This is a genomic window from Terrabacter sp. Root85 (assembly GCF_001429185.1).
In the GTDB taxonomy this organism is placed as follows: domain Bacteria; phylum Actinomycetota; class Actinomycetes; order Actinomycetales; family Dermatophilaceae; genus Terrabacter.
This window is the reverse complement of sequence record NZ_LMIW01000012.1, coordinates 226,970-250,797: the sequence shown is the minus strand read 5'-3', so window position 1 is coordinate 250,797 and position 23,828 is coordinate 226,970. Positions and strand designations below refer to the sequence as shown.

Here is a 23,828-nt window from a genome sequence, read left to right as displayed (position 1 = left end):
ATCTGCGAGGGTCTTCCCATGACGTCCACCGCCGCGAATCCCCCGGTCAGCGCGACGGACTCACGGCCGGCGCGGGTCGGGATCCAGATCCCGCCGCAGCACGCGACGTGGGCCCAGATCCGACGCACGGCCTCGACGCTCGAGGAGATGGGTGTCGACGTCCTGCTCAACTGGGACCACTTCTTCCCGCTCAGCGGCGACCGCGGCGGCCAGCACTTCGAGTGCTGGACGATGCTCGGCGCGTGGGCCGAGTCGACCGAGTCCGTCGAGATCGGCGCCCTCGTGACGTGCAACAGCTACCGCAACCCCAGCCTGCTCGCCGACATGGCGCGCACCGTCGACCACGCGAGCGAGGGGCGCCTCATCCTCGGGATCGGCTCGGGGTGGGCGCAGCTCGACTACGACGAGTACGGCTACGAGTTCGGCACCGCGGGCGGGCGTCTCGACGACCTGGCGCGCGACCTGCCGGTCATCCGCGACCGGTGGAGCCGGCTCAACCCCGCCCCGACGCGCGACATCCCCATCCTCATCGGCGGCGGCGGCGAGAAGAAGACGCTCCGGATCGTCGCCGAGCACGCGGACATCTGGCACGGCTTCGGCGGCCCCGAGCAGATCGCGCACAAGCACCGCGTCCTCGACGAGTGGTGCGCCCGCCGAGGCCGGGACCCCCTCGAGATCGAACGGTCGGCCGGTGTCGCCTTCGTGCCGGGCCGCAACCCCGACCAGTCGGGCGACTACGCGAGCAACGCCCAGCAGCTCCACGACGTCGGGACCCGGCTGTTCACGGCGAGCGTCGCCGCGGCCGACCCCGACCTCGCCCGCGTGCGCGACCTGCTCCAGTGGCGCGACGAGGTCAACGGGGTCAGCGCGTCGTGACGTGCTGACCGCGACCTTCTGGGGACTCGTCGGTGGCGCCGCCCTGCTCGTCGGCGCGCTCCTCGGGCTCTATGCCAGAGCCTCGTACCGCGTCATCGGCCTCGTCATGGCCTTCGGCGCCGGCGTGCTCATCAGCGCGGTCGCCTTCGAGCTGACCGAGGAGGCGTTCCACTCTGCCGGCGCGGCGCCCGTCGTCGTCGGGCTCGTCAGCGGCTCGGTCGTGTTCTTCGTCGGCGACTGGTTCATCGACCGTCGAGGTGGCCACCGGCGCAAGAGCCCGACCGGGGGCCCGCAGCAGGGTGCGGGCGCGATGGCGCTCGTCCTCGGGGCCCTGCTCGACGGCATACCCGAGTCGGCGGCGATCGGCGTCAGCGTCCTCGGCGGCGGTGAGGTCGGGATCGCGATGGTCGCGGCGGTGTTCCTCTCCAACGTGCCCGAGTCCATGTCGGCGAGTGCCGGCCTCAAACGGGCGGGACGCTCCGCGCGCCAGATCCTGCTGCTGTGGCTCGTCGTCATGCTCGTCTCGGGCCTGGCCGCCGGTCTCGGCTACGTCCTGCTCGAAGGCGCCTCCCCCGCCGTGGTGGCCGGGATCCAGACCTTCGCAGCCGGCGCCATCATCACGATGCTCGCCGACACGATGATGCCGGAGGCCACCGAGCACGCCGGACGCCTGGTGGGCCTCGTGACGATGCTCGGCTTCGCACTCGCGTTCCTGCTCAGCGCCCTCGGCTGACTCCCGCACGACGCCGGCGGACGGCATACGCCCTCCGGCATGACGGACGTCACCGGCCGAATGCCGGAAGGTGACGCGGGAGCGCACGCGCGCTCACTACCCTGACGCGGGTGACCGAAGTGAACAGCACGGACGGAACGGACATCCAGACCCTGAGCGTCACCGTGACGGGCGACGACCGACCAGGTGTGACGGGGACGCTCCTCGGGGCGCTGTCGGGAGTGGACGCAGAGGTCCTCGACATCCAGCAGGTCGTCGTGCACGGTCACCTCACCCTGACCGTCCTGCTGAGACCCGGCGCCCATGTCGACCAGCTGCGCGACGCCGCCGCCGTCGCCGCCCACCGCCTCGGCCTCGCCCTCACGGTCGTCGAGGGCACCGGCGTCAACGCGCGCTCGCGGCAGGGACGGGCGGCCGTCGTCGTCCTCGGCGCCCCGCTCAGCGCCGACGCCGTCTCGCTCGTCACGACCCGGATCGCCGACCACGGCGCCAACATCGACCGCATCCGCCGGCTCTCGCGCTACCCCATCACGACGGTCGAGTTCGACATCTCCGGCGCCGACCTGCCGTCCCTGCGCACCGAGCTCGCCCTCGTGGCGACGTCGGAAGGCATCGACATCGCCGTCGCACCCGGCGGGCTCGCCCGGCGCGGTCGGCGACTCGTCGTCCTCGACGTCGACTCGACGCTCATCCAGCAGGAGGTCATCGAGCTGCTCGCCGCCCACAGCGGCCGGGAGGCGGAGGTGGCCGAGGTGACGGCGCGCGCGATGGCGGGAGAGCTCGACTTCGAGGAGTCCCTGCGTGCCCGGGTGGCGACCCTCGCGGGCCTGCCCGAGTCGGTCCTCGACGAGGTGCGCGAGTCGGTCCAGCTGACCCCCGGCGCCCGGACGCTCGTGCGCACGCTCAAGCGGCTCGGCTTCACCGTGGGACTCGTCAGCGGTGGGTTCATCGAGATCGTCGGCGAGCTCGCGGACGACCTCGGCATCGACCACGCCCGCGCCAACCGGCTCGAGATCGAGGACGGCCGCCTCACCGGACGTGTCGTCGGCGAGGTCGTCGACCGGGCGGGCAAGGCGCGCGCCCTGCGCGAGTTCGCCGAGCAGGAGGGCCTTCCGCTGAGCCGTACCGTGGCCATCGGCGACGGCGCCAACGACCTCGACATGCTCGACGTCGCCGGCCTCGGCGTCGCCTTCAACGCCAAGCCGATCGTCCAGGAGCAGGCCCAGACCGCGGTCAACGTGCCCTACCTCGACTCGGTGCTCTACCTGCTCGGCATCTCCCGCGAGGAGATCGAGGAGGCCGATCTCGACGACGGCACGCCGACCCAGGCTCCGCCGGTCCCGCACGCCGGTCACTAGGCTGGCGCGATGCAGTCCGTGGCCCCTTCGTCCGTAACCCCGAACGCGAACGGCGTCCGCCGCACGCTGCTCATCATCGGCGGTGCCGAGGACCGGATCGGGCGGTCGGTCGTGCTCAAGCGGTTCGTGAAGCTCGCGGGCGGCCGGCGGTCGCACATCGTCCTCATCCCCACGGCGTCGTCGTACGCCGACGAGGTCTCCGAGGCGTACCGCGACGTCTTCACCCGGCTGCGGGGCGGCGACTACTCCGTCGTCCACCCCGAGACCCGCCGCGACGCCAACGACCCGGCGATGGTCGAGGCGCTCGACACCGCGACCGGCGTGTTCATCACCGGTGGCAGCCAGGTCAAGCTGGCGCAGAACATCGTCGGCACGCCCGTGGGCGACGCCGTCGTGCGGGCCTACGAGCGCGGCGCCGTCGTGGCCGGCACGTCGGCCGGCGCCTCGATCATGAGCCGATACATGATCTCGCTCGGCGAGGAGGGGCTGACGCCCAAGCAGCGAGCGAGCCAGATCTCGGCCGGCCTCGGGCTCGTCGAGGACGTCATCATCGACCAGCACTTCGACCAGCGCGGCCGCTACGGCCGGCTCATGTCGATGGTCGCCGCCTCGCCGAACCTGCTCGGCATGGGGATCGACGAGAACACGGCGGCCGAGATCCGTGGCGGCACGGTCATGTCGGTCATCGGGGCCGGCTCGATCTTCGTCGTCAACGCCCGCAACGCCATCACCGACGCCCCCGACGCGCGTCGCGGTGCGCCCCTGCTCGTTTCGGGCGCGGTCGTGCACTCGCTGCCCACGGGCAGTACGTTCGACCTGGACCACGTCGAGCTGACCGCGTTCGTCGAGCGTCACCCCGACATCGAGGGTGCGGTCGTCCCGGCCAAGGTCCGCGCGGCGCGCTCGTCGACGAGCAGCGCCGCTCACTGAGTCCCGTCCGTCCAGCCGCACCGCACCGCACCAACGGTCGACGGGTGTGCCGCACGGCACGTCCCGCACGACCCCGTAGGAGGAGATCCATGGCCGTCGAGGTACCCACCCCCACCGGCCCGGCCCGACCGGACCTGAAGATCCTCGAGACCCGGATCTACCGCGGCCCCAACATCTGGTCCTACCAGCAGGCCGTCCACCTCGTCGTCGACCTCGGCAGCCTCGAGGAGTACCCCACGGTCTCGCTTCCCGGCTTCACCGACCAGCTCGTCGAGCTCGTCCCCGGGCTCGAGCGCCACACCTGCTCGCTCGGCCGACGCGGCGGGTTCATCGAGCGGCTGCGCGAGGGCACGTGGCTCGGCCACGTCGCCGAGCACGTCGCGCTGCAGCTGCAGACCCTGGCCGGCCACGACTCGCGCCGCGGCAAGACGCGTGCGGTCAAGGGCAAGCCCGGCCAGTACAACGTCGTCTACAGCTACACCGACGAGACCGTCGGGGTCGCCGCGGGCAAGCTCGCGGTGCGCCTCATCAACCACCTCGTCCAGCCCGAGGACGGCTTCGACTTCGAGACGGAGTTCAACGCCTTCCTGCGCCAGGCCGAGCGGGTCGCCTTCGGTCCCTCGACGGCCGCCATCCTCGAGGAGGCGGCCTCGCGCGACATCCCGTACATCCGCCTCAACTCCGCGTCGCTCGTCCAGCTCGGCCAGGGCGTGCACGCCCAGCGCATCCGGGCCACGATGACCTCCAAGACGGGCGCGCTCGCCGTCGACATCGCGAGCGACAAGGACCTCACGACCAAGCTCCTCGGGTCCGCCGGCCTGCCCGTGCCCAAGCAGGAGGCCGTTCGCACCGTGCGGGGAGCCGTCGAGGCAGCGCGCCGCATCGGCTTCCCGGTCGTCGTCAAGCCGCTCGACGGCAACCACGGCCGCGGCGTGTGCCTCAACCTCATGAGCGACGAGGACGTCGAGAAGGCGTACGACATCGCCAAGGCCGAGTCGCGTCGCGGCACGATCATCGTCGAGTCCTTCGTCACCGGTCGCGACTACCGCTGCCTCATCGTCGGTGGACGGATGCAGGCGATCGCCGAGCGCGTCCCCGCGCACGTCATCGGCGACGGCACCCACACCGTCGCCGAGCTCGTCGAGATCACCAACGCCGACCCGCGTCGTGGCGTCGGGCACGAGAAGGTGCTGACGAAGATCAAGGTCGACGCCAACGCGCTCGAGATCCTCGCGGGCCAGGGCCACACGACCGAGTCGGTGCCGGACGAGGGCGAGATGGTCAAGCTGGCCCTGACCGGCAACATGTCGACCGGTGGCATCTCGATCGACCGCACCTTCGACGCCCACCCGGACAACGTCGAGATCGCCGAGGAGGCGGCCCGCATGGTCGGGCTCGACGTCGCCGGCATCGACTTCATCTGCCCGGACATCACCTATCCCGTGCGTGAGACGGGTGGCGCGATCTGCGAGGTCAACGCGGCTCCCGGCTTCCGCATGCACACGCACCCCACCGTCGGCGAGCCGCAGTTCATCGCCAAGCCGGTCGTCGACCTGCTCTTCCCACCGGGCGCGCAGTCACGCGTGCCGATCGTCGCCGTCACCGGCACGAACGGCAAGACGACGACGTCGCGCATGATCGCCCACATCTTCAAGGGTCTCGGACGCAAGGTCGGGATGACCTCGACCGACGGCGTCGTCATCGACGAGCGGCTCGTGATCAAGGCCGATGCCTCGGGTCCGCGCTCGGCCCGGATGGTGCTCCAGAACCCCCGCGTCGACTTCGCCGTCATGGAGGTCGCCCGGGGCGGCATCCTCCGCGAGGGCCTCGGCTACGACCGCAACGACATCGCGGTCGTCACCAACGTCGCCCCGGATCACTTGGGACTCAAGGGGATCGACACCCTGCGCCAGCTCGCCGACGTCAAGGCCGTCATCGTCGAGGCCGTGCCGCGCGACGGCTTCGCGGTGCTCAACGCGGACGACCCGAACGTGCGCAACATGCGCCGACGCTGCTCGGGCGGCATCGTCTGGTTCTCGATGGCCGAGCCCGGCAGCGAGACGCGCGAGTTCGTCGACGACTACTGCCGCCGCGGCGGCCGTGCCGTCGTGCTCGAGCCGAGCGAGCGTGGCGAGATGATCGTCATCAAGCACGGCCGGCGCAGCATGCAGCTCGCCTGGACCCACCTGCTCCCGTCGACGTTCGGTGGTGCGGCACGCTTCAACGTCGCCAACTCGCTCGCCGCCGCGGGCGCCGCCTTCGCCGCAGGAGCCCCGCTCCACGACATCCGACAGGGCCTGCGGACCTTCGCGACGACGTACTACCTCTCCCCCGGTCGCCTCAACCTCGTCCAGGTCAACAACGCCGACGTGTTCGTCGACTACTGCCACAACGCGGCCGGCATGAAGGAGCTCGGCGCCTTCGTCGACCGCTACGCCGACCAGAAGCAGCGCCAGGCCGACCTCGGCAAGACCTCGCGCATCGGCATGATCGGCGCTGCGGGCGACCGACGCGACGACGACATGCGCGAGCTCGGAGCGGTCGCGGCCCAGCACTTCGACGTCATCGTCATCCGCGAGGACGAACGCCTGCGCGGCCGCAAGCCCGGCGAGACGGCCGAGCTCGTGGCCGAGGGCGCGCGTGCCGCGATGAAGGAGGGCGCCCGCTGCCGTCAGGTCGAGATCGTCCTCGACGAGCTCGACGCCACCCGGCACGTGCTCGCCCGCACCAACCCGGGCGACCTCGTCGTCATGTGCGTCGACCAGCACGCGCTCGTCGTCGCCGAGCTCGAGGAGCGCACCAAGCACGCCCAGGCGGGTGCCCGCATCGGCACGGCCGCGGCGGCCACGAGCGACCCCGACCTCGACCCGAGCACTCTCACCGAGACCGCCGAGGCCGAGGGCGACGAGGCCGAGGAGGAGGCGCTCGGCGCCCTCCCGTCGGAGTCGCAGCCCGACCACGCCGACGACACCGCCATCTGACACGAGTCGAGGCTCGCACGCGATACGGCCGGGAAGTGCGCCACGGCGCGCTTCCCGGCCGCGTGGGCGTTCGAGGAGCGACACGACTGCGCCATGGCGCGGTTGCCGACCTGGCCCAGGCGCGGAACCGGGCACAACTGCGCCGTGGCAGGCTTGCCGACGGCGCCCGGGCGCATCACCGGCAGAAGTGCGCCGTGGCGCGTCTGCGGCCGTGCTGACTATTCGGTGACGGGAGCCAGCTCGTCGGCGTACGCCCGCAGAGCCCGGCGGTAGGCCTGGGTGTCGACGTCGGTCGTCGCCTCGAGCGTCGACCGGATGAGGTCGGCGAGGGCCTGCCGCTCCTGGCCGAGATCGGCCTGGACGAGCGCCTTGAGCATGAGCGCCGCCGTGTTGTGCGGTCGCGCCTCGAGGACGTCGGCAACGAGGCCCTGCGCCTCGGCGGTCCGGCCCACGACGCGCAGGCTCGAGGCGAGCTGGAGCTGCGCCCGGTGCCGGTGCGGCTCGCGCAGGCCACCGGCCAGCGCCTCCTCGTAGAGACCGATGGCGCCCTGCTCGTCGCCCATCGCGTCCTTGACGCCGGCGAGCTCGAAGACGAGGCGCGGGTCGCCCGGGTGGCCGTCGACGAGCTCCTGGGCGGCAGCGAGCCGCGCCGGCTCGTCGTCGCCCTCCCACAGGGCCGCGATCTCCGCCTCGAGCTCGTGCTCGCCGCGCGCGGCGACGACCTTGCGGCGGATCGCGCGGGCGTCGTCGACCTTGCCGCCGTGCTCGCGGATCCAGCCGTTGACCTCAGTGCGCTCGGCGTGGCACATGAGCGCGATGACGTCGCCGTCGAGCGCGTGCGGCACGAGGGCCTCGAAGGACTCGAGCTCCGTGTCGTAGCCGGGCACGTCGAGCACGCCGACCTTGGCCAGGCCGTCGCGGAAGAGACCGAGCAGGTCCTCGGGCTCGCGCCCGCGCAGGTAGTGGCGCGCGACCTTGAGGACGACCTCCTCGGCGCCGCGCCCGGCGATCTCCCCCATCGCGACGATCGCCTCGTCGGCGCGGTCGCCCGCGCACCCGAGGCCGAGGCGCACGGCTCCGCCCGGCGCGGCGAGCCCACGGGCGACGTCGAGCAGGGCCTCGAGGCCGGCCTCGTTGTGGGCCATGTCCATGATGACCGTCGCCTTGCCGCCGCTCGGCAGCGGCAGCGAGTACGTGTTGAGCCGGCCCCAGTTGTGCTCGGGATCCGGCGCGAAGGTCCGCAGACCCTCGACGACGGCCGAGCGCGGGACACCGAGCCCCAGCGCGGCCGCGGCACCGGCCAGCGCGTTGGCGATGTTGTTGCGGGACAGTCCGCTCAGCGTCATGGGGACGTCGACGATCTTGACGAGGCGGTCCGGGTCACCGTTGGGCGACAGGACGACGATCTCGCCGTCGAGGACGGTGATGCCGCGGCCACCGGAGTTGATCGACTCCCAGAGCGCGGGCGAGGCAGGGTCCAGGCTGAAGGCCCACGGCTTGGCCTTGATGCCGAAGCGCATGGCCCACACGCGAGGGTCGTCGCCGTTGAGCACGACCCAGCCCTGTGGCTTCGTGACGGTCGTGACGATGGCCTTGACCTCGGCCAACTGGTCGAGGGTGTCGATGCCCTGCAGGCCGAGGTGGTCGGCGCTGACGTTGGTGACGACGCTGACGTCGTTGGCGGTGACCCCCATGCCCTTGAGGAGCATGCCGCCACGGGCGGTCTCGAGGATCCCGATCTCGAGGCCGGGCGTCTCGAGCACACCGCGCGCACCCGCCGGGCCGGAGAAGTCGCCCTCCTCCTTCGTCTCGCCCATGACGACGACGCCGTCGGTCGAGCTCCAGGCGGTCTTGAGACCGGCGCTCATGCACATGTGCGCCATGAGGCGGGTCGTCGTCGTCTTGCCGTTGGTGCCGGTGACGGACGCGACCGGCACCGTCGGCGTCAGCACGCTGGGGCCCGGACCGTCGGGCGCGGCCAGGATGACGGCCGCGGCCGCCTCGATGACCTCGTCGGCGCTCCGGGAGCGGTCGAGCAGGCCGGCCATGACGGCACCGAACTGCTCCCCCGCGACGCGGCCGCGGGTGCGATGCACCCACGGGAAGGCGAGCACGACGTCCTCGACGGTCTGACCCGCCCGCACGCGTACGCCCAGGCGCCCGGCGCCGATCTCGGTGCCGACGCGACGCGTCACGGTGCGGATCACCCGCATGACGAAGCGCTGGCGCAGGGCCGTCCCCCGCTTGCCCGGGCGGGCCGAGCGCATGCCCAGTCGGCGGGCCAGGGCCTCGGCGTCGGTGCGCTTGAGCTCGAGGAAGCCGGGCACGTGCAGGATGACCTTGATCGCCGGGCGGGCGAAGTAGAGGTTGGGCCCGTCGAGCACCCTGACCTCGTCGACCCGCACCTGTTCGGCAGGCACCGACGCGGCCACGGGGTCGGTCGTCGTCAGGGGGCTGGACTCGGTCCCGGCGTGAGGCATGGGCAGGACTCTAGCGAGAGGATCAGTGGACCTGCGCGCTCACTGCCCCATCGCGTGGACGCCGCCGTCGACGTGGACGATCTCACCGGTCGTGGCAGGGAACCAGTCGGAGAGCAGCGCCGCACAGGCCTTCGCCGCGGGCTCCGGGTCGTTGACGTCCCAGCCGAGTGGTGCGCGGTCGTCCCAGACCTTCTCGAACTGCTCGAAGCCCGGGATGGACTTGGCCGCCGTCGTGCGGATCGGCCCGGCGGCGACGAGGTTGCAGCGAACGGCCTTGGGGCCGAGGTCGCGGGCGAGGTAGCGGTTCGTCGACTCGAAGGCGGCCTTGGCCACACCCATCCAGTCGTAGACCGGCCACGCGAACTTCGCGTCGAAGGTGAGCCCGACGACGCTGCCGCCCTCGGTCATGAGCGGCAGGGTCGCTACCGCGAGCGACTTGAGGCTGTACGCCGAGATCTGGAGGGCCGTCGAGACGTCCTCCCACGTGCCCTCGAGGAAGTTGAAGGCGCCCTGCGGCGCGAAGCCGATCGAGTGCAGCACCCCGTCGAGGCCGTCCACGTGCTCGCGCAGGCGGTCGGCGAGGGTGTCCAGGTGCTCCTGGTCGGCGACGTCGAGCTCGATGACGACGGGCGTCTCGGGCAGCCGCTTGGCGATGGTCTGGGTGATCTTCATCGTGCGGCCGAACGAGGTGAGGATGACCGTCGCACCCTCCTGCTGGGCGATCTTCGCGACGTGGAACGCGATCGAGCTGTCCATGAGGACACCGGTGATGAGGAGCTTCTTGCCTTCGAGGATTCCCATGCCTGCGACTTTCTCGTGTGGGTGGGCACGCTTGCTGCACAACGCTCGTGACGGCATACCAAGGTATGCCGTGGGGTGGGCTCAGTGCCCCATGCCGAGCCCGCCGTCGACGGGGATCACCGCGCCGGTGATGTAGCCGGCGTCGTCGCTCGCGACGAAGCGCACGACGGACGCGACCTCCTCGGGGGTGGCGAACCGGCCCGCGGGGATGGTGGCGAGGTAGGACTTCTTCTGCTCGTCGGGCAGCACGGCCGTCATCTCCGTGTCGATGAAGCCGGGCGCGACGACGTTGGCGGTGATGCCACGGCCGCCGAGCTCGCGCGAGATCGAGCGGGCGAGCCCGACGAGGCCGGCCTTCGACGCCGCGTAGTTGGTCTGGCCGGGCGACCCGTAGAGGCCGACGACGCTGCTGATGAGGACGATGCGGCCACGGCGCTTGCGGATCATGCCGGTGGCGGCGCGACGCGCGCACCGGAAGGCTCCCGCGAGGTTCGTGTCGATGACGGAGTCGAACTCGTCGTCGCTCATCCGCATGAGCAGGGTGTCTCGGGTGATGCCGGCGTTCGCGACGAGGACCTCGACGGGGCCACCGAAGATCTCCTCGGCGGCGGTGAAGGCCGCGTCGACGGACGCCGAGTCGGTGACCTCGCAGATGACGCCCTGCAGGCCCTCGGGCGGCTCACCGGAGCGGTGGGTGATGACGACGTTGTCGCCGGCGTCGGCGAAGGCCCTGGCGATCGCCAGGCCGATGCCGCGGTTGCCTCCGGTCACGAGCACGTTGCGCGCCTCGGTCGTTGACACTGTGCGTTCCTCCGTCCGTCCGGCCTCTGCCGGGTCGCTGCCTTGCCCCGAAACCTAACGGACTACCGAACGGTAGACAGCACGGTGCCGCGGGCGTGGGACGGGCTTATGGTTGAAGGGTGCCAAGAGCCAAGAACGAACCGGTCGTCTACTCCGTCACCTCGGCGTCGACCTCCACGACGGACGACCAGGACCAGCGCGTCCGCCGCTACCTCACGATGATGGGCATCCGCATCGTGTGCTTCGGCCTGGTCTTCGTCACCTCGGGCTGGCTGCGCTGGACCGCCATCCTGGCCGCGGTCTTCATCCCCTACGTCGCCGTCGTGCTCGCGAATGCCGTGAGCCCGCGCCAGCCGGGCAGCATCCAGTCGGTCGTGCCCCGCGACGACACGCAGCGCCTCGAGCAGTGAGCGGTCCGCTCTCCCTGTCGCCCACGGGCGGCCCTGACGTCGAGCACGTCTGCAGCGCCAAGGGCTGCCGCGCGACGGGCGTTCACGCGGTCATCTGGAACAACCCGAAGCTGCATGCCGCGGACCGACGCAAGGTGTGGCTGGCGTGCGACGACCACGAGAAGTCGCTCGCTGACTTCGTGGCGCTGCGGGGCTTCCTCATCGAGGTCGTCCCTGTCGAGGCCCTCACCGACGCCGACGGCTGAGTGCCGCATCCTTCCCTGGAGCGGGTCAGTGCGGGGGGTTCAGGCTGCCCTGCAGGACCAGGCGTCCCACCGGTCCCGGTCTCCGAGGGGCTCCAACCCTCCGTCGGGGGCGTCGCCGCCCACCACGCGGGCCCGCGTCGAGGCAGGGCAACACACGAACCGTCTATCCGGCCTCCGCGATCCCCCGATGGTAAGTTGCGCCGAAACGCTGCCCGACCGAGGAGCTCGCACATGTCGGATCGACTGCTGGACGTCTTCTCCAAGGGGCTGAACCTCCCCGCGTCTCAGCTCAGCGACGAAACGAGTCCGTCCAACACGCCCACGTGGGACTCTCTCGCCGCGATGGAGATGGTCGTCCTTCTCGAGGACGCCTTTGACGTCCGGCTCAAGACCTCCGAGATCATGAAGATGCGCTCCATCGGCCTCGCGCGGAACGTCCTGCGCAGCAAGGGCGTCGAGGACATCTGAGTCACCAGCGACGGGCGAGCCCACCATGATCGGCATCATCGCGAGCTTCACCCCGCACCTGCTGGTCGCGCCGCTGCTCGCCGCCGCACCAGCAGGGTCCGAGGTGTGCCTGGCCGACTTCAACCAGGTGCACCAGTCGCTCCTCGACGTCGAGTCCAGCTTCGAGCAGCCGCCCGACCAGCTCGTCGTGTGCTGGCGCATCGAGGACGTCTTCGGACCGGCGCTCGTCGACTGGGTCGTGCGCGAGTCCGACCCCGCGGGGCTGCGCGAGGACGTCCGCCAGCTGGGACTGCTCGTCGGGCAGGCGGCCGCCACACACGCCATACCGGTCGTGGCGTGCACACCGCCGACGCCGACGTTCGTGTGGCTGGACCCGCTCGACGCCCGGAGCAGCGTGCGGCTCGCCGTCCTGCACGGCCAGCTCGTCCAGGCGTTCGTGGAGGGCATCGGTCAGGCGCCTGTCACCCTCGTCGACCTCGCCGCCCTGCTTCAGCTGCACGGGACCGCGCGCGCCTACGACTCCCGCAACGACCTGATGTACCACCAGCCGCTCACGCGCCCGTTCGCGCAGGCGCTCGGCACTCTCCTCGGCGAGGCCCTGGGCTCGCTCGGTCGCCCGACCCCGAAGGTGCTGGCCGTCGACGCCGACAACACGCTGTGGCTGGGCATCGTCGGCGAGGACGGACCCGACGGCGTCGTCATCGGCGACAGCTTCCCGGGCAGCGGCTACCGCGCGTTCCAGCAAGGCCTGGTCTACCAGGCCGCCCACGGCGCGCTCATCGCCCTGGTCAGCAAGAACAACGCCGCGGACATCGAGGAGATCTTCGCCCGCCGTGGCGGCGACATGGCTCTCAGCTCGGAGCACCTCGCGGCACAGCGGGTTGACTGGAACAGCAAGGCCGACAACCTCAGCGCCATCGCCGACGAGCTAGGCCTCGGCGTCGACAGTTTCGTCTTCATCGACGACAACGACGTCGAGCTCGACGAGGTACGCCAGCGCTTGCCGCATGTCGACCTCGTCAAGGTCAGCGACGAGCCGGAGGAGGTCGCCGAGATCACCCGACGACTCACCGCTTTCCGCTTCGCACGCGTCTCCGGCGAGGACCGCGTTCGCACCCAGATGATGAAGGGCGAGAGCGATCGGCGTGCCGCGGCCGCGGGCGCGCCGTCGCACGCCGACTTCCTCGCCTCTCTCGGGATCAGCGTCCACGTCTTCGAGCCGGGGCCCGCGCACGTCGGTCGCGTCACCCAGCTCATCAACAAGACGAACCAGTTCAACCTCACGACCGTGCGCCGCGACGAAGCCGCGGTAGCCGCGCTCGTGACCTCGCAGGCCCACCGGGTGTATGCCGCCGAAGTGACCGACCGCTTCGGCGGCTACGGCCTCGTCGCCGTCGCCGTGGTTGATTGCGGCATCGACGCCTGGGAGATCGAGACGCTGCTCATGAGTTGTCGCGTCCTGCGTCGGGGCGTGGAGGACGCCATCCTCCAGTGCATCGGGGACGACGCCGTGACGGCGGGGGCGTCGATGCTGCGCGGGTCCTACCGTCCGACTTCAAAGAACGGCCAGGTCGCCGCCTTCTACCCCGACCGCGGCTTCACGGCTACCGGCGAGGGACTCTACGAGGTATCGCTGCCGTTGTCAGTGGCGCCCGAGCACGTTGCGGTGCTGCGAGATGCTTGACGGCGATCCCTTCGCCTACTTCTCGGACCTGCTGGTCCTCATGGTGGTGGCGGTCCCGCTCTACTTCCTGCTGCCGTGGGCATGGGCACGCCGTCTCCTGCTCGGCCTGGCGGGCGCCTACCTCCTCTACCTCATCGCGCCGCGGCTGCTCGCCTTCTACGTCCTCTTCTGGCTCGGCGTCTACGTCCTGCAGCTCGCCGCGACCCGATGGCGCGACCGCCCGTCGAGCTGGGTCCTCACGACCACGCTCGTCCTGCTGACCCTGGCCCCGCTCGTCGTGTGGAAGTTGCGCCCCGAATGGGCGGTGGTCGAGTTCAACGTCGGTATGAATGGGCTCGTCGACGGGCTCAGCCCATGGGTCGGAGCCGTCGATCGGGTCCGCGACCTCATCCTGCCCATCGGGCTCAGCTTCGCCACGTTCCGGGCCATCGACCAGATCGTCAAGGTGCGCCTCGAGATCGTGCCGCCACTGCGGCCGCTCCACCAGCTCGCGTACGGCTTCTTCCCCACCGTGCTCATCATCGGTCCCGTCATCGAGTACACCGAGATCGACCGGCGCCTCGACGAGCGGGCCCGGTGGGACCCGAACGACACCCTGAGCGGGATCCTCACCATCGGTCTCGGCGCGCTCAAGGTCTTCGTCCTCGCCTACCTCCTGCGCGGCAGCCAGGACGTCTTCTCCCTCTCCACGCGCAGCGGCTCGCCACTCGACTACTGGCTCGAGCTCGTGATGTTCGCCTTCTACTTCTACTTCAACTTCTCCGGCTTCTCCGACATGGCCATCGGGTCGGCACGCATCTTCGGCTTCCGGCTCGCCCCCAACTTCAACAACCCCTACCTCAAGACGAACCCCCAGGCGTTCTGGAATGCCTGGCACATGAGCGTGACGAGGTTCGCCCAACGCAACGTCTTCGTGCCGCTCGGGGGAATGCGCGCGCGGACCCAGTACGTCGCCATCGTCGCGACGATGATGGTCATCGCGCTGTGGCACGACCTCACCATCCCCCTCGTCATCTTCGGCCTCTACCACTCCGCGGGGCTCATCGGTCATCGTTGGTGGGTGGCCCGCCACCCAGTCCCCGACCACCGCGGCCTGGCACGCCGGGCGGGTGCCAACGTCCTGCTCTTCGTCTTCTACCTGCTCAGCCTGCCCCTGCTCATGGTCGAGCTCGGGTCGCTGGGCGACTTCTACGGGAGGTTGCTGTGATCCTCGCCGACCGTCTGCTCGCGTTCCTGCACGACCGGGTCGGCTTCGACGTGACCCGCTGGTCGATCGTGCGCATCGCGACGTTCGCCGTCGCCGCCCTCGTCGTAGCCGGCATCGTCGTGGAGCCGCGCCCCGGACAGCGGGACGACCAGGCCCTCGCGACCCGGCAGGTGCGCAACGTGTCCCTGGCGTTCGGTGACCCCCGCGGCTTCGATCCGACGCCGAAGGGCAAGAACTTCAAGGTGGCCTGGATCGGCGGGTCGGAGACCCAGGCGGTAGGGCCCAAGACCCGCGCCTTCATTCCGGGACTGGTCAGCGAACGCCTTGGGCGCGTCGATGGCAAGGTCGTCTCGACCGACCTCTACTACCTCGACGCGATCAGGCTCGTCGATGAGGTCAGCGCGCTGTCGTCGGCTCTCGCGAGCAAGCCCGACCTCGTGGTCATCAGCCTCAACCCCGTCTGGGTGCTCAACGATCTCGCGCCGCAGCAGTGGGACTACCTCGACGGCGCACTCGCCCGGGGCAGCCTCTGGCCCCCGTCGCGATGGGTTCTCGCAGCGTCCTTCCTCAGCCCCGGTGACGTCGGCTGGCGCGTCCTGTCCGCCGCCAGCCCGCCATTGGTCGGCGACCGCTTCGAGTGGGGCCTCGACCTGACGGAGCAGACCTCCACGCTCTCGTTCCTCGACGTCGTCCAGACACCGAAGTCACGCGCCACTGGGCTCGCCGCACTCGCGGAGCGCCGGCCCGTGGACTTCTGGGCCTCGCGCTTCGCCTCCAGCCGACCGACGAAGGATCTCGCGAGCATCCAGCTCAACACCATCGAGCGCGAAGTGGTGTCGCGGTCGTCACTCAACACCGCCGCCCTCCAGCAGATGTTCGAGATGGTGCGCACAGCCGGCGTCCCGACGTACTTCTACGTCCACGGCATCAACCCGACGGTCTACGCACAGCCCGACGCCCGTGGCTACGTCGACCAGCTCCGTGCCCAGCTCGCCGCGGCGACGGCCGGGCAGACCACGAGCAGCGTTCGCTTCGACCCGCAGGGACTCCAGGACCGGGTGCCGCCGACGAAGTACCGCGACATCGTCCACGTCTATGACGGCCGCAACGAGGCTGCCGTCCTCAGCACCGACCTGTGCGCGCTGCTGCGCTCCACGGGCCGGCAGGCAGACTGTGAGGCACCATGAGCGACACCCCGACCCCCGAGGCGCCGGGGGCTGACCCGGTGGACGACGGTGGCTCCGAGACCGCCGTACCCACCGGGGGTAGCCGCCGCGCTACCCGGCTCGCGAGCCGACTGGCCGTCGAGCTGGCGATCGGACTCGGCATCGCGGCCGTGCTCGTCGTCGTGGCGTGGGCCTCGAGCAACGCGATCCGCTTCGTCTACGGCGGCTACTGATGGAGCGCGACGTCTCACAGGGCCTCGACCCGACGCCGCGACTGCACCACGTCGGCTATGTCGTCGCCGCGATGAAGGGTGCGATCAGACGCTTCGAGGAGGCCGGGGGCCGGCTCGTCGTCGGCCCGACGGACGACCCGACCCTCGGCGTCATCTGCGCACTGATCCGGCTTCCCGAGGGGGTCGACATCGAGCTCGTGGCCCCGCTCGAGGGTGCGGACTCGCCGGTCACCTCACGGCTCCAGCGCGGTGGGGGTCTCGACCACCTGTGCTTCTGGGTCGAGGACCTCGACGCCTCACTCGCCCGCGAGCTCGACAACGACGCGCTGCTGCTCGTCCCGCCGACGTATGCCGTGACGTTCGATGCCACCATCGCCTTCGTCCAGCGCCGGACCGGTCTCGTCGTCGAGCTCATGGGCGCGAAGCGGTGACGGTCAGGCGCCCGCCTTGGCCAGGACGTACGCCACGTTGATCGGCAGCTGCTCGTCGCGGGACTGATCGAGGGTCTTGCCCTCGTAGGGCAGCCGCAGCGGCTCGACGATCGAGAGCCCGCTGTCGGAGATCATCGACTCGAGCTCGTCCGTCGTGCGCCACAGGTAGATGTGGTCGACCGCCGGCGCGTTGACGCACGTCGTGACGAAGATGAACGCTCCCGGTTTCGCAAGGTCCGCGATCCGCCGGAGGAACACCTCGGGCTGCTCGACGTGCTCGAGCACCTCACCCATGACGACTGCGTCGAAGGACGACGGCGCGAGGTCGTCGGCGGTGAGGAAGTCGCGCAGCTCGACGCGCACCGGGGCGTCGGGGTGGAAGTGTTCGACGATCGTCCTGGTCTGCTCGACGCTCGCGGGCGACAGGTCGACACCCAGGAAGTCGTCGAAGGACCCGGTCTCGATCGCCGCCATGAGCAGGAACCCGTGGCCCGGACCCACCTCCAGGTAGCGGCCGCCACGGTCGCGGGGCAGCGACCGCCGCAGGAAGCGCGACATCTCGACGTGGTTGGGCCAGAGGAACGTGGTGATGGCCAAGCCGTACATGTAGCGGTCCATGTAGTCACGGTCGTGGTAGACCGACTCGGCCACGTCGGCGAACGTCGAGTGTCGGTAGTGCCCGTGCCGGCGGAAGTACTCCTGCTCGTCAAGGGTGTCCCCGAGGATCGTCAGGTAGCTCTCGGCGAGGTACTCGAGCGACAAACCCTTGGACAGGCAGAAGCGCAGGTAGCTGCCGAGGCGGTCGCGCTCGTCCTCGGTGGCTCCTTCGACCGCCTGCTCCAGGAAGCCCCGGTGGACGGGGAACTGGTCGATGACGCTGTCGACGAGTTTGCCGACCAACTGTTGTGAGTCACTCATGGACGGTCACGCTAGCGTCGTCCGGCGCGAAATCGGGGCCGACGCGACCGCTCCACGTGCCACGCCCGTGAGGGGGACTGGAGCAGGTCCCGTCAGCCGCCGATGGCGGACATGGGTCGGTCGGGCTGGACGAAGTCCGGGTCGCCGATCCCGTGGCCGCGGCGCTTGCGCCACATCTCGCCCCGGATCAGGCCGAGCAGCTCGTCGTCGGTCGCGCCCTCGCGCAGGGGCCCACGCAGGTCGGTCTCGGTCGTCGAGAAGAGGCAGTTGCGCACCTGTCCGTCGGCGGTGAGCCGCGTGCGGTCGCAGGCCGCGCAGAACGGCGCACTGACGCTGGCGATGATCCCGACGGTCTCGGGGCCGCCGTCGACGAGGAACCGCTCGGCGGGGGCACTCCCCCGGTCGGCGGCCGGCAGGGGCGTCAGCTCCCAGCGCTGCGACAGGCGCTCGCGGATCTCGTCGGCGGAGATCATCTGCGTCCGGTCCCAGGCGTGCTGGGCGTCGAGCGGCATCTGCTCGATGAAGCGCAGCTCGTAGCCGCGCTCGAGGCACCACGCGAGCACGTCGGCGACCGACTCGTCGTTGATGCCGCGCATCGCGACCGCGTTGACCTTGACCGGCGTCAGGCCGGCGTCCGACGCGGCCTTGAGGCCCGCCTCGACGTCGGCGAGGCGGTCGCGACGGGTCAGCTGCGTGAAGGTCTCCGAGTCGATGGTGTCGAGGCTGACGTTGACCCGGTCGAGGCCGGCCTCCTTGAGCCCGATGGCGACGCGCTCGAGGCCGACGCCGTTCGTCGTCATCGCGATCTTGGGACGCGGCTCGAGGGCCGCGATGCCGGCGACGAGCTCGACGAGCGATCGGCGCAGGAGCGGCTCGCCTCCGGTGAGGCGGACCTGCGTGATGCCGTCGCGCACGAAGACGCCGATGACCCGCAGCATCTCCTCGTCCGTCAGCATCTCGGTCTTGGGCATCCACGGCAGGCCCTCGGCGGGCATGCAGTAGGTGCAGCGCAGGTTGCAGCGGTCGGTGACCGACACGCGCAGGTCGCGGGCCCGGCGCCCGAACTGGTCGGCCAGCCCTGCCGGTCGGACGCTCGGGTCGGGAAGGCGGGTCATGTGCTCCACTCTAGGCCGGGTATTGCTGCGACCCGGTCTGCTGGTGGTGCCGATGTTGCCCCAGGCCTCTGAACTGCGGTGATGTGACGTCTGGCTCGTTGGTCAGGACGACGGCGCCGGGCCGCCGTCGGAGCTCCTCCGGACTCGTTGCGGACTGCACGGTGCGTCAGCCCGAGACCGACGGCGCCGCTGCCGTCATTGCCCAGCGTCCCTGATTCCTGGTGGAGCTCTGCTACGGCGACGGGGGCATGAGGGAGGCGATGTTGCCATAGGCGCGCATCGCGTCGATCCGATCTGCCGACAGGTCGTAGGCGACGCAGAAGGGAAGGCGTTCCCCGCCGTCGGTGCCGGCGCACGTTCCTTCGAGGTAGGCGACGCCCTGGGCGGACACCAGTCGACGTGTGCTCAGATCCGGCATGCGAGCGTGCAACCCGTTGATGGCCTCTTCCACGGCCCCAGCACCGCGGACTACCGCGCCGCTCTGAATCGTGGTCCACGTGACGTCGTCGGTGAAGAACTGCTGGAAGCGGCCCTTACCGAGGGCTGTGAAGTAGGCGGACATCGTCTGGCTCGTGTCGTCGGTCGACATCCGGGCTCCCTGCTTCGGGAAATGATGGAAGGGCCCACTCAGTGTGCTCCGGCTACTGCTGCTCCGCCACAGTCCGCTGCGCCCGAGGCCATCTGGGGGTGCCTGACCACGTACCGATCGTCGCGCGTGCGATCGCGACGGACGAGAGGCGGCGAGGTGCTCGTGTCACGTCGGTCGTCCGCTGAACAGCACCGGCTGGTGCTACGGCTGCCAGTCCGCACGTGGCGCGCTGTGGTCCCCGCCTGTCAGCCGAGGGACGGAGTGTGTCGGGTTGATCTGCGCGGCCTCCAGCGACGTGTCAAACCCGAGCAGCGCCTCCGCAGCGGCCGGGGACGCAGCTGCCGTTCGCGCCGCGGCTTCGAGCACGGAAGCGCCATACGTGGTGGTGTCCGCACGATGCTTGCCCGCGGGCTCGGGCGCGCTTCCAGGTGCTCCGCCCGGCCGTCGGAGAACTCGCAGCAGGTACACCGGGTCGTCGTCCTGCGCGCGGGCGGCGGCGCGGGCCAGCTCTTCCGGGTCAGCGCTCGTCGGCCTGTGCTCTTCGGGCACGTCACGACACAGGCGCCGGTACACCGCTTCACGCGTGGCGACGGGGAGCTGAGCGAACACCTCGGCGTGGACGAGGTCGAACACCTGCGGCGTTGAGACTCGGAGCAAGTACTTGTACTTGGCCATGTCCAGGGCCACCTCGGCCTCTGATCCGCTGTCGTCGGACTGGTGCGGAATCAAGCGCCGCAGCCTGCCTTGAAGGTTCATGACCGCTCCTTCAGCTCGTCGTGCCAGCCTACCCGCGCGCCTCTGACGACGGGCCTCGATCCACGGCGCGGCATCGGTGAGCTGCGCGTCCGAGCTCGGGATCGGCCGGGTCGAAGTCATCCGCCGCGCTCTCTGGCCAGGAGCGGGCGCTCAGACGTGAACACGCCGAGAAACTCATCGAAGGGAACGTATTGAAAGACCCCTTTCGAAAGAGTAGTTTCATCACATGCCACCGACCCGCCGCCGCGTCACCGATGCCGACGCCCTGAAGGCGCTCGCCCACCCGCTTCGGATGGCCCTGCTGGGCGCCTTGGTCACCGAGGGGCCGCTCACTGCCAGCCAGGCGGCGGCGCTGCTCTCCGAGTCTCCGTCCAACTGCTCCTGGCACCTGCGCAAGCTCGCCGAGCACGGCTTCGTCCGCGAGGCCCGCGGCGGCACCGGCCGCAACCGGCCTTGGCAGGCGGTCAGCGACGGGCTCGAGTGGGGCGACGACGTGGAGGGCGTGACGGACCCCGACCCCACGGACCGGATGGCCGCGGACGCCCTCACCGACATGGTCCTCGAGCGGGAGCTGCAGCGCTTCCGGGCGGCCCGCGCGGCCCGAGACAGCGAGCCGGCGCCCTGGCGCGAGGCCACCGGTCTGGTGCAGTCCCAGCTCTGGCTGACGGTCGAGGAGGCGCAGGGGCTCAAGCGGGAGCTCACCGACCTGCTGCAGCAGCACCTCGACCGGTCCGGCCATCCCGAGCACCGACCCGACGACGCCCGGTTGGTGTCCCTGGTCGGCTGGCTGGTGCCGAGCGGCCCGCACCGTCTCCGGCCGGTCCCGGCCGACGGCGCCACGCCGCCCGAGCCGTCCCGCGCCACCGCACACACCCACTCGAGCGAGGAGACCACGCGATGATCCGGACCACCTTCCGCACACCCGGGTTCGGCCGGCTCTTCGCCGGTCTGACGGCCAGCATGTTCGGCGACTCGCTGATGCTGATCGTGCTGAGCATGTGGGTGAAGACCCTCACCGGCTCGAACGGAGCAGCTGGGCTGACCTTCCTGTGGATGACGGCCCCCGCCCTGCTGGCACCGCTGTTCGGCTACATCGTGGACCGGGTCGCCAGGCGCACGTTCCTGGTGGTCGCCAACGTCGCGTCGGCCGCGATGATGCTGCCCCTGCTCCTGGTGCACGACGCCGGCGACGTGTGGATCGTGTACGCCGTCGCCTTCTGCTACGGCACCTCCTTCGTCGTGGTGCCCGCCGCACTCAACGGCCTGCTCAAGGAGATGCTCGCCGAGGACGTGCTGGTGGAGGCGAACGCCTCGCTGAGCGTGACCCGCGAGGCGCTGCGTCTGGTCGGTCCGCTGCTGGGAGCCGCCACCTTCGCGTTCGTCGGGGGCGGCGCGGTGGCGATGGTCGACGCGGCCACCTTCCTGTGCGCGGCCGTGGCCATCGCCGGGCTCCGGGCGGGCGACCGGCCCGAGCCGGCAGGGCAGCCGCAGCACTGGCGCGCCGAGGTCGTCGAGGGGGCGACCTTCATCCGCCGGACCCCGGTGCTCCTGCACACCACGCTCGCGCTGGCCCTGGCGCTGCTGGTGATCGGGTTCGCCGAGTCCGCGGTGTACGCCGTCGTGGAGGCCTTCGACAAGCCGGTCACCTTCGTGGGCCCGCTGCTCACCGTGCAAGGGGCCGGCGCGGTCGCCTCCGGACTCTTGGCCAGCAGGATCGTCCGGCGGTTCGGCGAGCCGGCCACCGTGATCGTCGGTCTGCTGGTCACCTCCCTGGGCCTCGCCGGGGTCGTGGCGGCGCAACAGACCTGGGAGCTCCTGGTCACCGTCGCCGTCCTCGGTGCCGGTCTCCCGCTGGTCATCGTCGCGTTCAACACTCTGCTCCAGAAGCGCACCCCGGGCCGGCTGATGGGGCGGGTCAGCACGTCGGTGGAGGTGCTGACCACCACCCCACAGGCCCTCTCGATCGCCACCGGTGCCCTGCTCGTGACGCTGCTGGACTACCGCGCCATCTTCGCGCTGATGACCCTTGGCACGTTCGTCGCCGCCGGGTACCTCGCACTCACGTTGCGGGGCCGGCTGACCATGACTGCGGGTTCCGAGGCGCCCGCGGACCCGGACGTCGTCGCGGGCACGGTGCTGGCGGACCCGCCTACCGTCACCGCGCCGTTGCCGGACCACGAGGTCGCCGACGAGACCAGCTGGGCGACCGGCCGGCAGCCAGAACCCTCGCGCTGAGCGCCAGGCTCCGGCGACCGGACGCGTGAACACCGTCGCCGTGGCCGTTGGCCCTCCTGGGGACGCTCTGCGGACCGGGAGCGGCCGCGTGACGTCACCGCAGGTCAGAGACGGGCCGGTACTCGGGTCCCCCCTGGGCCGGGTACCGTCGATCCGTGCTTCGACTCTGGCTGACGCGGCGCTGGCTGCTCTGGACCCTCGTCGCGGTCCTCTTCGGGGTCGCCTGCTTCTACCTCGGCCTGTGGCAGTGGCACCGCCATGTCGAGCAGCGGACCAAGGTCGATGCCATCGCCCGCAACTACGGCGCTGCACCGGTCGCCTTCGCTCCCCCCATGGTCGCGACGCCGATCCCGGCGGAGCGGCAGTGGACCCGGGTCGCGCTGACGGGCACGTATGCCGCCGGCCCCGACCTGCTCGTCCGCAACCGGACGCTCGACGCGACGGTGGGTTTCGAGGTGCTGACGCCGATGCAGACGGGCGACCTGACGCTCCTCGTCGACCGGGGCTGGGTGCCCAACGCGGACGACGCCGAGACCAGTCCGCCCGTCGACCCGCCGCCCTCCGGCCCGGTGCAGATCACCGGGTGGCTGCGCACCGGCGAGGTGAGCCTCGGCCGCGACCTGCCTCGGCCCCAGATGGCGAGCATCAACATCGCCGACGCGCGGACGCAGGTGCCGTCGCTGAGCCCGGTGGACGCGTACGTCGTCCTCGGCGCGCAGGTGCCGACCGCAACCGCGGGCGAGCACCCGCTGCGTCTGCTGCCTCGCCCCGAGGAGGACCTGGGTCCCCACCAGGCGTATGCCTACCAGTGGTGGCTCTTCATGCCCGGCGGGGTCGTCTTCATCTTCTTCGCCATCCGGGGGGAGGCTGCGACCCGGCGCGCCGGGACGGTTGGACCCGACGCGGCTCCCGTCAAGCCGAAGAAGGTGCGCATCTGGGACGAGGAGGACGCCTGAGGACGAGCCCTCCCCCGCGCACAGCCTCCCGGATGAGAAGGTCGACGTCCGAGCACGCCGTCACCACTTCAGAGGAGCCCGCATGGACATGCGCCTGGAACTCGTCCCGCTTCCGACCACCGACGTCGACGCCAGTTTGGCGTTCTACACCGAGGGCATGGGCTTCGTCCTCGACCACGACGTCGAGCCGGGCAACGGCATGCGCGTCGTGCAGCTGACGCCGCCGGGGTCGAGCTGCTCGATCGTCATCGGCGTCGGGATGAGCGCGCCCGACGCGCCGCGCGTGCAGAACCTGCACCTCGTCGTCGATGACATCGACGAGGCGCGGGAGATGCTGACCGGCAACGGGGTCGACGTCTCAGAGGTCCAGGACATGGGTGGCGTCAAGTACGCACACCTCAGCGACCCGGACGGCAACACGTGGGCGCTCCAGCAGCTCTCGCGATGAGCGGGCC

At 70.7% G+C, this 23,828-nt stretch carries 24 protein-coding genes; 17 read left to right on the top strand and 7 right to left on the bottom strand.

Annotated features, from left to right (window positions below; genetic code table 11):
* The first annotated feature begins 18 nt into the window (after positions 1-18).
* From ASE25_RS19015 to cphA, 5 genes are all read left to right on the top strand, one after another.
* Positions 19-876, top strand: coding sequence for an LLM class F420-dependent oxidoreductase (locus ASE25_RS19015; protein ID WP_056827022.1), 858 nt, complete (start codon positions 19-21; stop codon positions 874-876).
* A gap of 1 nt (position 877) precedes the next feature.
* Complete coding sequence (locus ASE25_RS19010) at positions 878-1,609, top strand: ZIP family metal transporter (RefSeq protein ID WP_056827021.1); 732 nt, start codon at positions 878-880, stop codon at positions 1,607-1,609.
* A gap of 110 nt (positions 1,610-1,719) precedes the next feature.
* The gene (serB, locus tag ASE25_RS19005; protein WP_369793512.1) at positions 1,720-2,967 is read left to right on the top strand and encodes a phosphoserine phosphatase SerB; all 1,248 of its coding nucleotides are present in this window, start codon (positions 1,720-1,722) and stop codon (positions 2,965-2,967) included.
* A gap of 9 nt (positions 2,968-2,976) precedes the next feature.
* Positions 2,977-3,897 (top strand): cyanophycinase, encoded by a 921-nt coding sequence (locus tag ASE25_RS19000; RefSeq protein WP_056776878.1) that lies wholly within the window; start codon positions 2,977-2,979, stop codon positions 3,895-3,897.
* Between the two features lie 89 nt (positions 3,898-3,986).
* On the top strand, positions 3,987-6,878 hold the full coding sequence (gene cphA, locus ASE25_RS18995; protein ID WP_056827020.1) for a cyanophycin synthetase: 2,892 nt from the start codon (positions 3,987-3,989) through the stop codon (positions 6,876-6,878).
* 218 nt (positions 6,879-7,096) lie between these two features.
* On the opposite strand, the gene ASE25_RS18990 is transcribed toward cphA, so the two are convergent.
* From ASE25_RS18990 to ASE25_RS18980, 3 genes are all read right to left on the bottom strand, one after another.
* Positions 7,097-9,358, bottom strand: a complete 2,262-nt coding sequence (locus ASE25_RS18990; RefSeq protein ID WP_082619841.1) for a tetratricopeptide repeat protein — start codon at positions 9,356-9,358, stop codon at positions 7,097-7,099.
* A gap of 39 nt (positions 9,359-9,397) precedes the next feature.
* Entirely contained in the window at positions 9,398-10,159 is a 762-nt protein-coding gene (gene fabI, locus ASE25_RS18985; RefSeq protein ID WP_056827019.1) for an enoyl-ACP reductase FabI, read from the bottom strand.
* A gap of 81 nt (positions 10,160-10,240) precedes the next feature.
* Complete coding sequence (locus ASE25_RS18980; protein ID WP_056776869.1) at positions 10,241-10,960, bottom strand: beta-ketoacyl-ACP reductase; 720 nt, start codon at positions 10,958-10,960, stop codon at positions 10,241-10,243.
* A gap of 119 nt (positions 10,961-11,079) precedes the next feature.
* Here ASE25_RS18980 and ASE25_RS18975 point away from each other — a divergent pair, with 119 nt between their 5' ends.
* From ASE25_RS18975 to ASE25_RS18940, 8 genes are all read left to right on the top strand, one after another.
* Positions 11,080-11,370, top strand: coding sequence for a DUF3099 domain-containing protein (locus ASE25_RS18975; protein ID WP_056757006.1), 291 nt, complete (start codon positions 11,080-11,082; stop codon positions 11,368-11,370).
* Positions 11,367-11,615, top strand: coding sequence for a hypothetical protein (locus ASE25_RS18970; protein WP_056827018.1), 249 nt, complete (start codon positions 11,367-11,369; stop codon positions 11,613-11,615). The genes ASE25_RS18975 and ASE25_RS18970 overlap by 4 nt, the downstream gene beginning before the upstream one ends.
* Positions 11,616-11,846: 231 nt before the next feature.
* Complete coding sequence (locus ASE25_RS18965; protein ID WP_056776862.1) at positions 11,847-12,083, top strand: acyl carrier protein; 237 nt, start codon at positions 11,847-11,849, stop codon at positions 12,081-12,083.
* Positions 12,084-12,108: 25 nt separating this feature from the next.
* Positions 12,109-13,767, top strand: coding sequence for an HAD family hydrolase (locus ASE25_RS18960; protein WP_056827017.1), 1,659 nt, complete (start codon positions 12,109-12,111; stop codon positions 13,765-13,767).
* Positions 13,760-14,974 (top strand): MBOAT family O-acyltransferase, encoded by a 1,215-nt coding sequence (locus tag ASE25_RS18955; protein WP_056827016.1) that lies wholly within the window; start codon positions 13,760-13,762, stop codon positions 14,972-14,974. Before ASE25_RS18960 ends, ASE25_RS18955 begins: the two co-directional genes overlap by 8 nt.
* Entirely contained in the window at positions 14,971-16,161 is a 1,191-nt protein-coding gene (locus ASE25_RS18950) for a hypothetical protein (RefSeq protein WP_056827015.1), read from the top strand. Before ASE25_RS18955 ends, ASE25_RS18950 begins: the two co-directional genes overlap by 4 nt.
* Positions 16,158-16,373, top strand: coding sequence for a hypothetical protein (locus ASE25_RS18945; protein WP_056827014.1), 216 nt, complete (start codon positions 16,158-16,160; stop codon positions 16,371-16,373). Before ASE25_RS18950 ends, ASE25_RS18945 begins: the two co-directional genes overlap by 4 nt.
* Complete coding sequence (locus ASE25_RS18940; RefSeq protein WP_056827013.1) at positions 16,373-16,804, top strand: VOC family protein; 432 nt, start codon at positions 16,373-16,375, stop codon at positions 16,802-16,804. Before ASE25_RS18945 ends, ASE25_RS18940 begins: the two co-directional genes overlap by 1 nt.
* A gap of 3 nt (positions 16,805-16,807) precedes the next feature.
* Here the strand turns inward: ASE25_RS18940 and ASE25_RS18935 are convergent, their stop codons facing one another.
* The 4 genes from ASE25_RS18935 to ASE25_RS18920 all read right to left on the bottom strand — a co-directional run bounded on the left by ASE25_RS18935 (position 16,808) and on the right by ASE25_RS18920 (position 20,182).
* The gene (locus ASE25_RS18935) at positions 16,808-17,722 is read right to left on the bottom strand and encodes a bifunctional 2-polyprenyl-6-hydroxyphenol methylase/3-demethylubiquinol 3-O-methyltransferase UbiG (RefSeq protein ID WP_082619839.1); all 915 of its coding nucleotides are present in this window, start codon (positions 17,720-17,722) and stop codon (positions 16,808-16,810) included.
* A 92-nt stretch (positions 17,723-17,814) separates the two neighbouring features.
* Positions 17,815-18,837: a GTP 3',8-cyclase MoaA gene (moaA, locus tag ASE25_RS18930; RefSeq protein ID WP_056827012.1), complete on the bottom strand. Its 1,023-nt coding sequence runs from the start codon at positions 18,835-18,837 to the stop codon at positions 17,815-17,817.
* A gap of 232 nt (positions 18,838-19,069) precedes the next feature.
* Positions 19,070-19,426 carry a nuclear transport factor 2 family protein gene (locus ASE25_RS18925; RefSeq protein ID WP_056827011.1) on the bottom strand — a complete coding sequence of 119 codons (357 nt, stop codon included), beginning with the start codon at positions 19,424-19,426 and terminating at the stop codon, positions 19,070-19,072.
* Positions 19,427-19,627: 201 nt separating this feature from the next.
* Positions 19,628-20,182: a hypothetical protein gene (locus ASE25_RS18920; protein WP_056827010.1), complete on the bottom strand. Its 555-nt coding sequence runs from the start codon at positions 20,180-20,182 to the stop codon at positions 19,628-19,630.
* A gap of 226 nt (positions 20,183-20,408) precedes the next feature.
* Between ASE25_RS18920 and ASE25_RS18915 the strand changes: the two genes are divergently transcribed.
* The 4 genes from ASE25_RS18915 to ASE25_RS18900 all read left to right on the top strand — a co-directional run bounded on the left by ASE25_RS18915 (position 20,409) and on the right by ASE25_RS18900 (position 23,821).
* On the top strand, positions 20,409-21,083 hold the full coding sequence (locus tag ASE25_RS18915; protein ID WP_056827009.1) for a helix-turn-helix domain-containing protein: 675 nt from the start codon (positions 20,409-20,411) through the stop codon (positions 21,081-21,083).
* The gene (locus ASE25_RS18910) at positions 21,080-22,417 is read left to right on the top strand and encodes an MFS transporter (protein WP_056827008.1); all 1,338 of its coding nucleotides are present in this window, start codon (positions 21,080-21,082) and stop codon (positions 22,415-22,417) included. Before ASE25_RS18915 ends, ASE25_RS18910 begins: the two co-directional genes overlap by 4 nt.
* A gap of 155 nt (positions 22,418-22,572) precedes the next feature.
* Positions 22,573-23,373 (top strand): SURF1 family protein, encoded by an 801-nt coding sequence (locus ASE25_RS18905; protein ID WP_056827007.1) that lies wholly within the window; start codon positions 22,573-22,575, stop codon positions 23,371-23,373.
* A gap of 82 nt (positions 23,374-23,455) precedes the next feature.
* Positions 23,456-23,821, top strand: coding sequence for a VOC family protein (locus ASE25_RS18900; protein ID WP_056776826.1), 366 nt, complete (start codon positions 23,456-23,458; stop codon positions 23,819-23,821).
* Positions 23,822-23,828 lie beyond the last annotated feature (7 nt).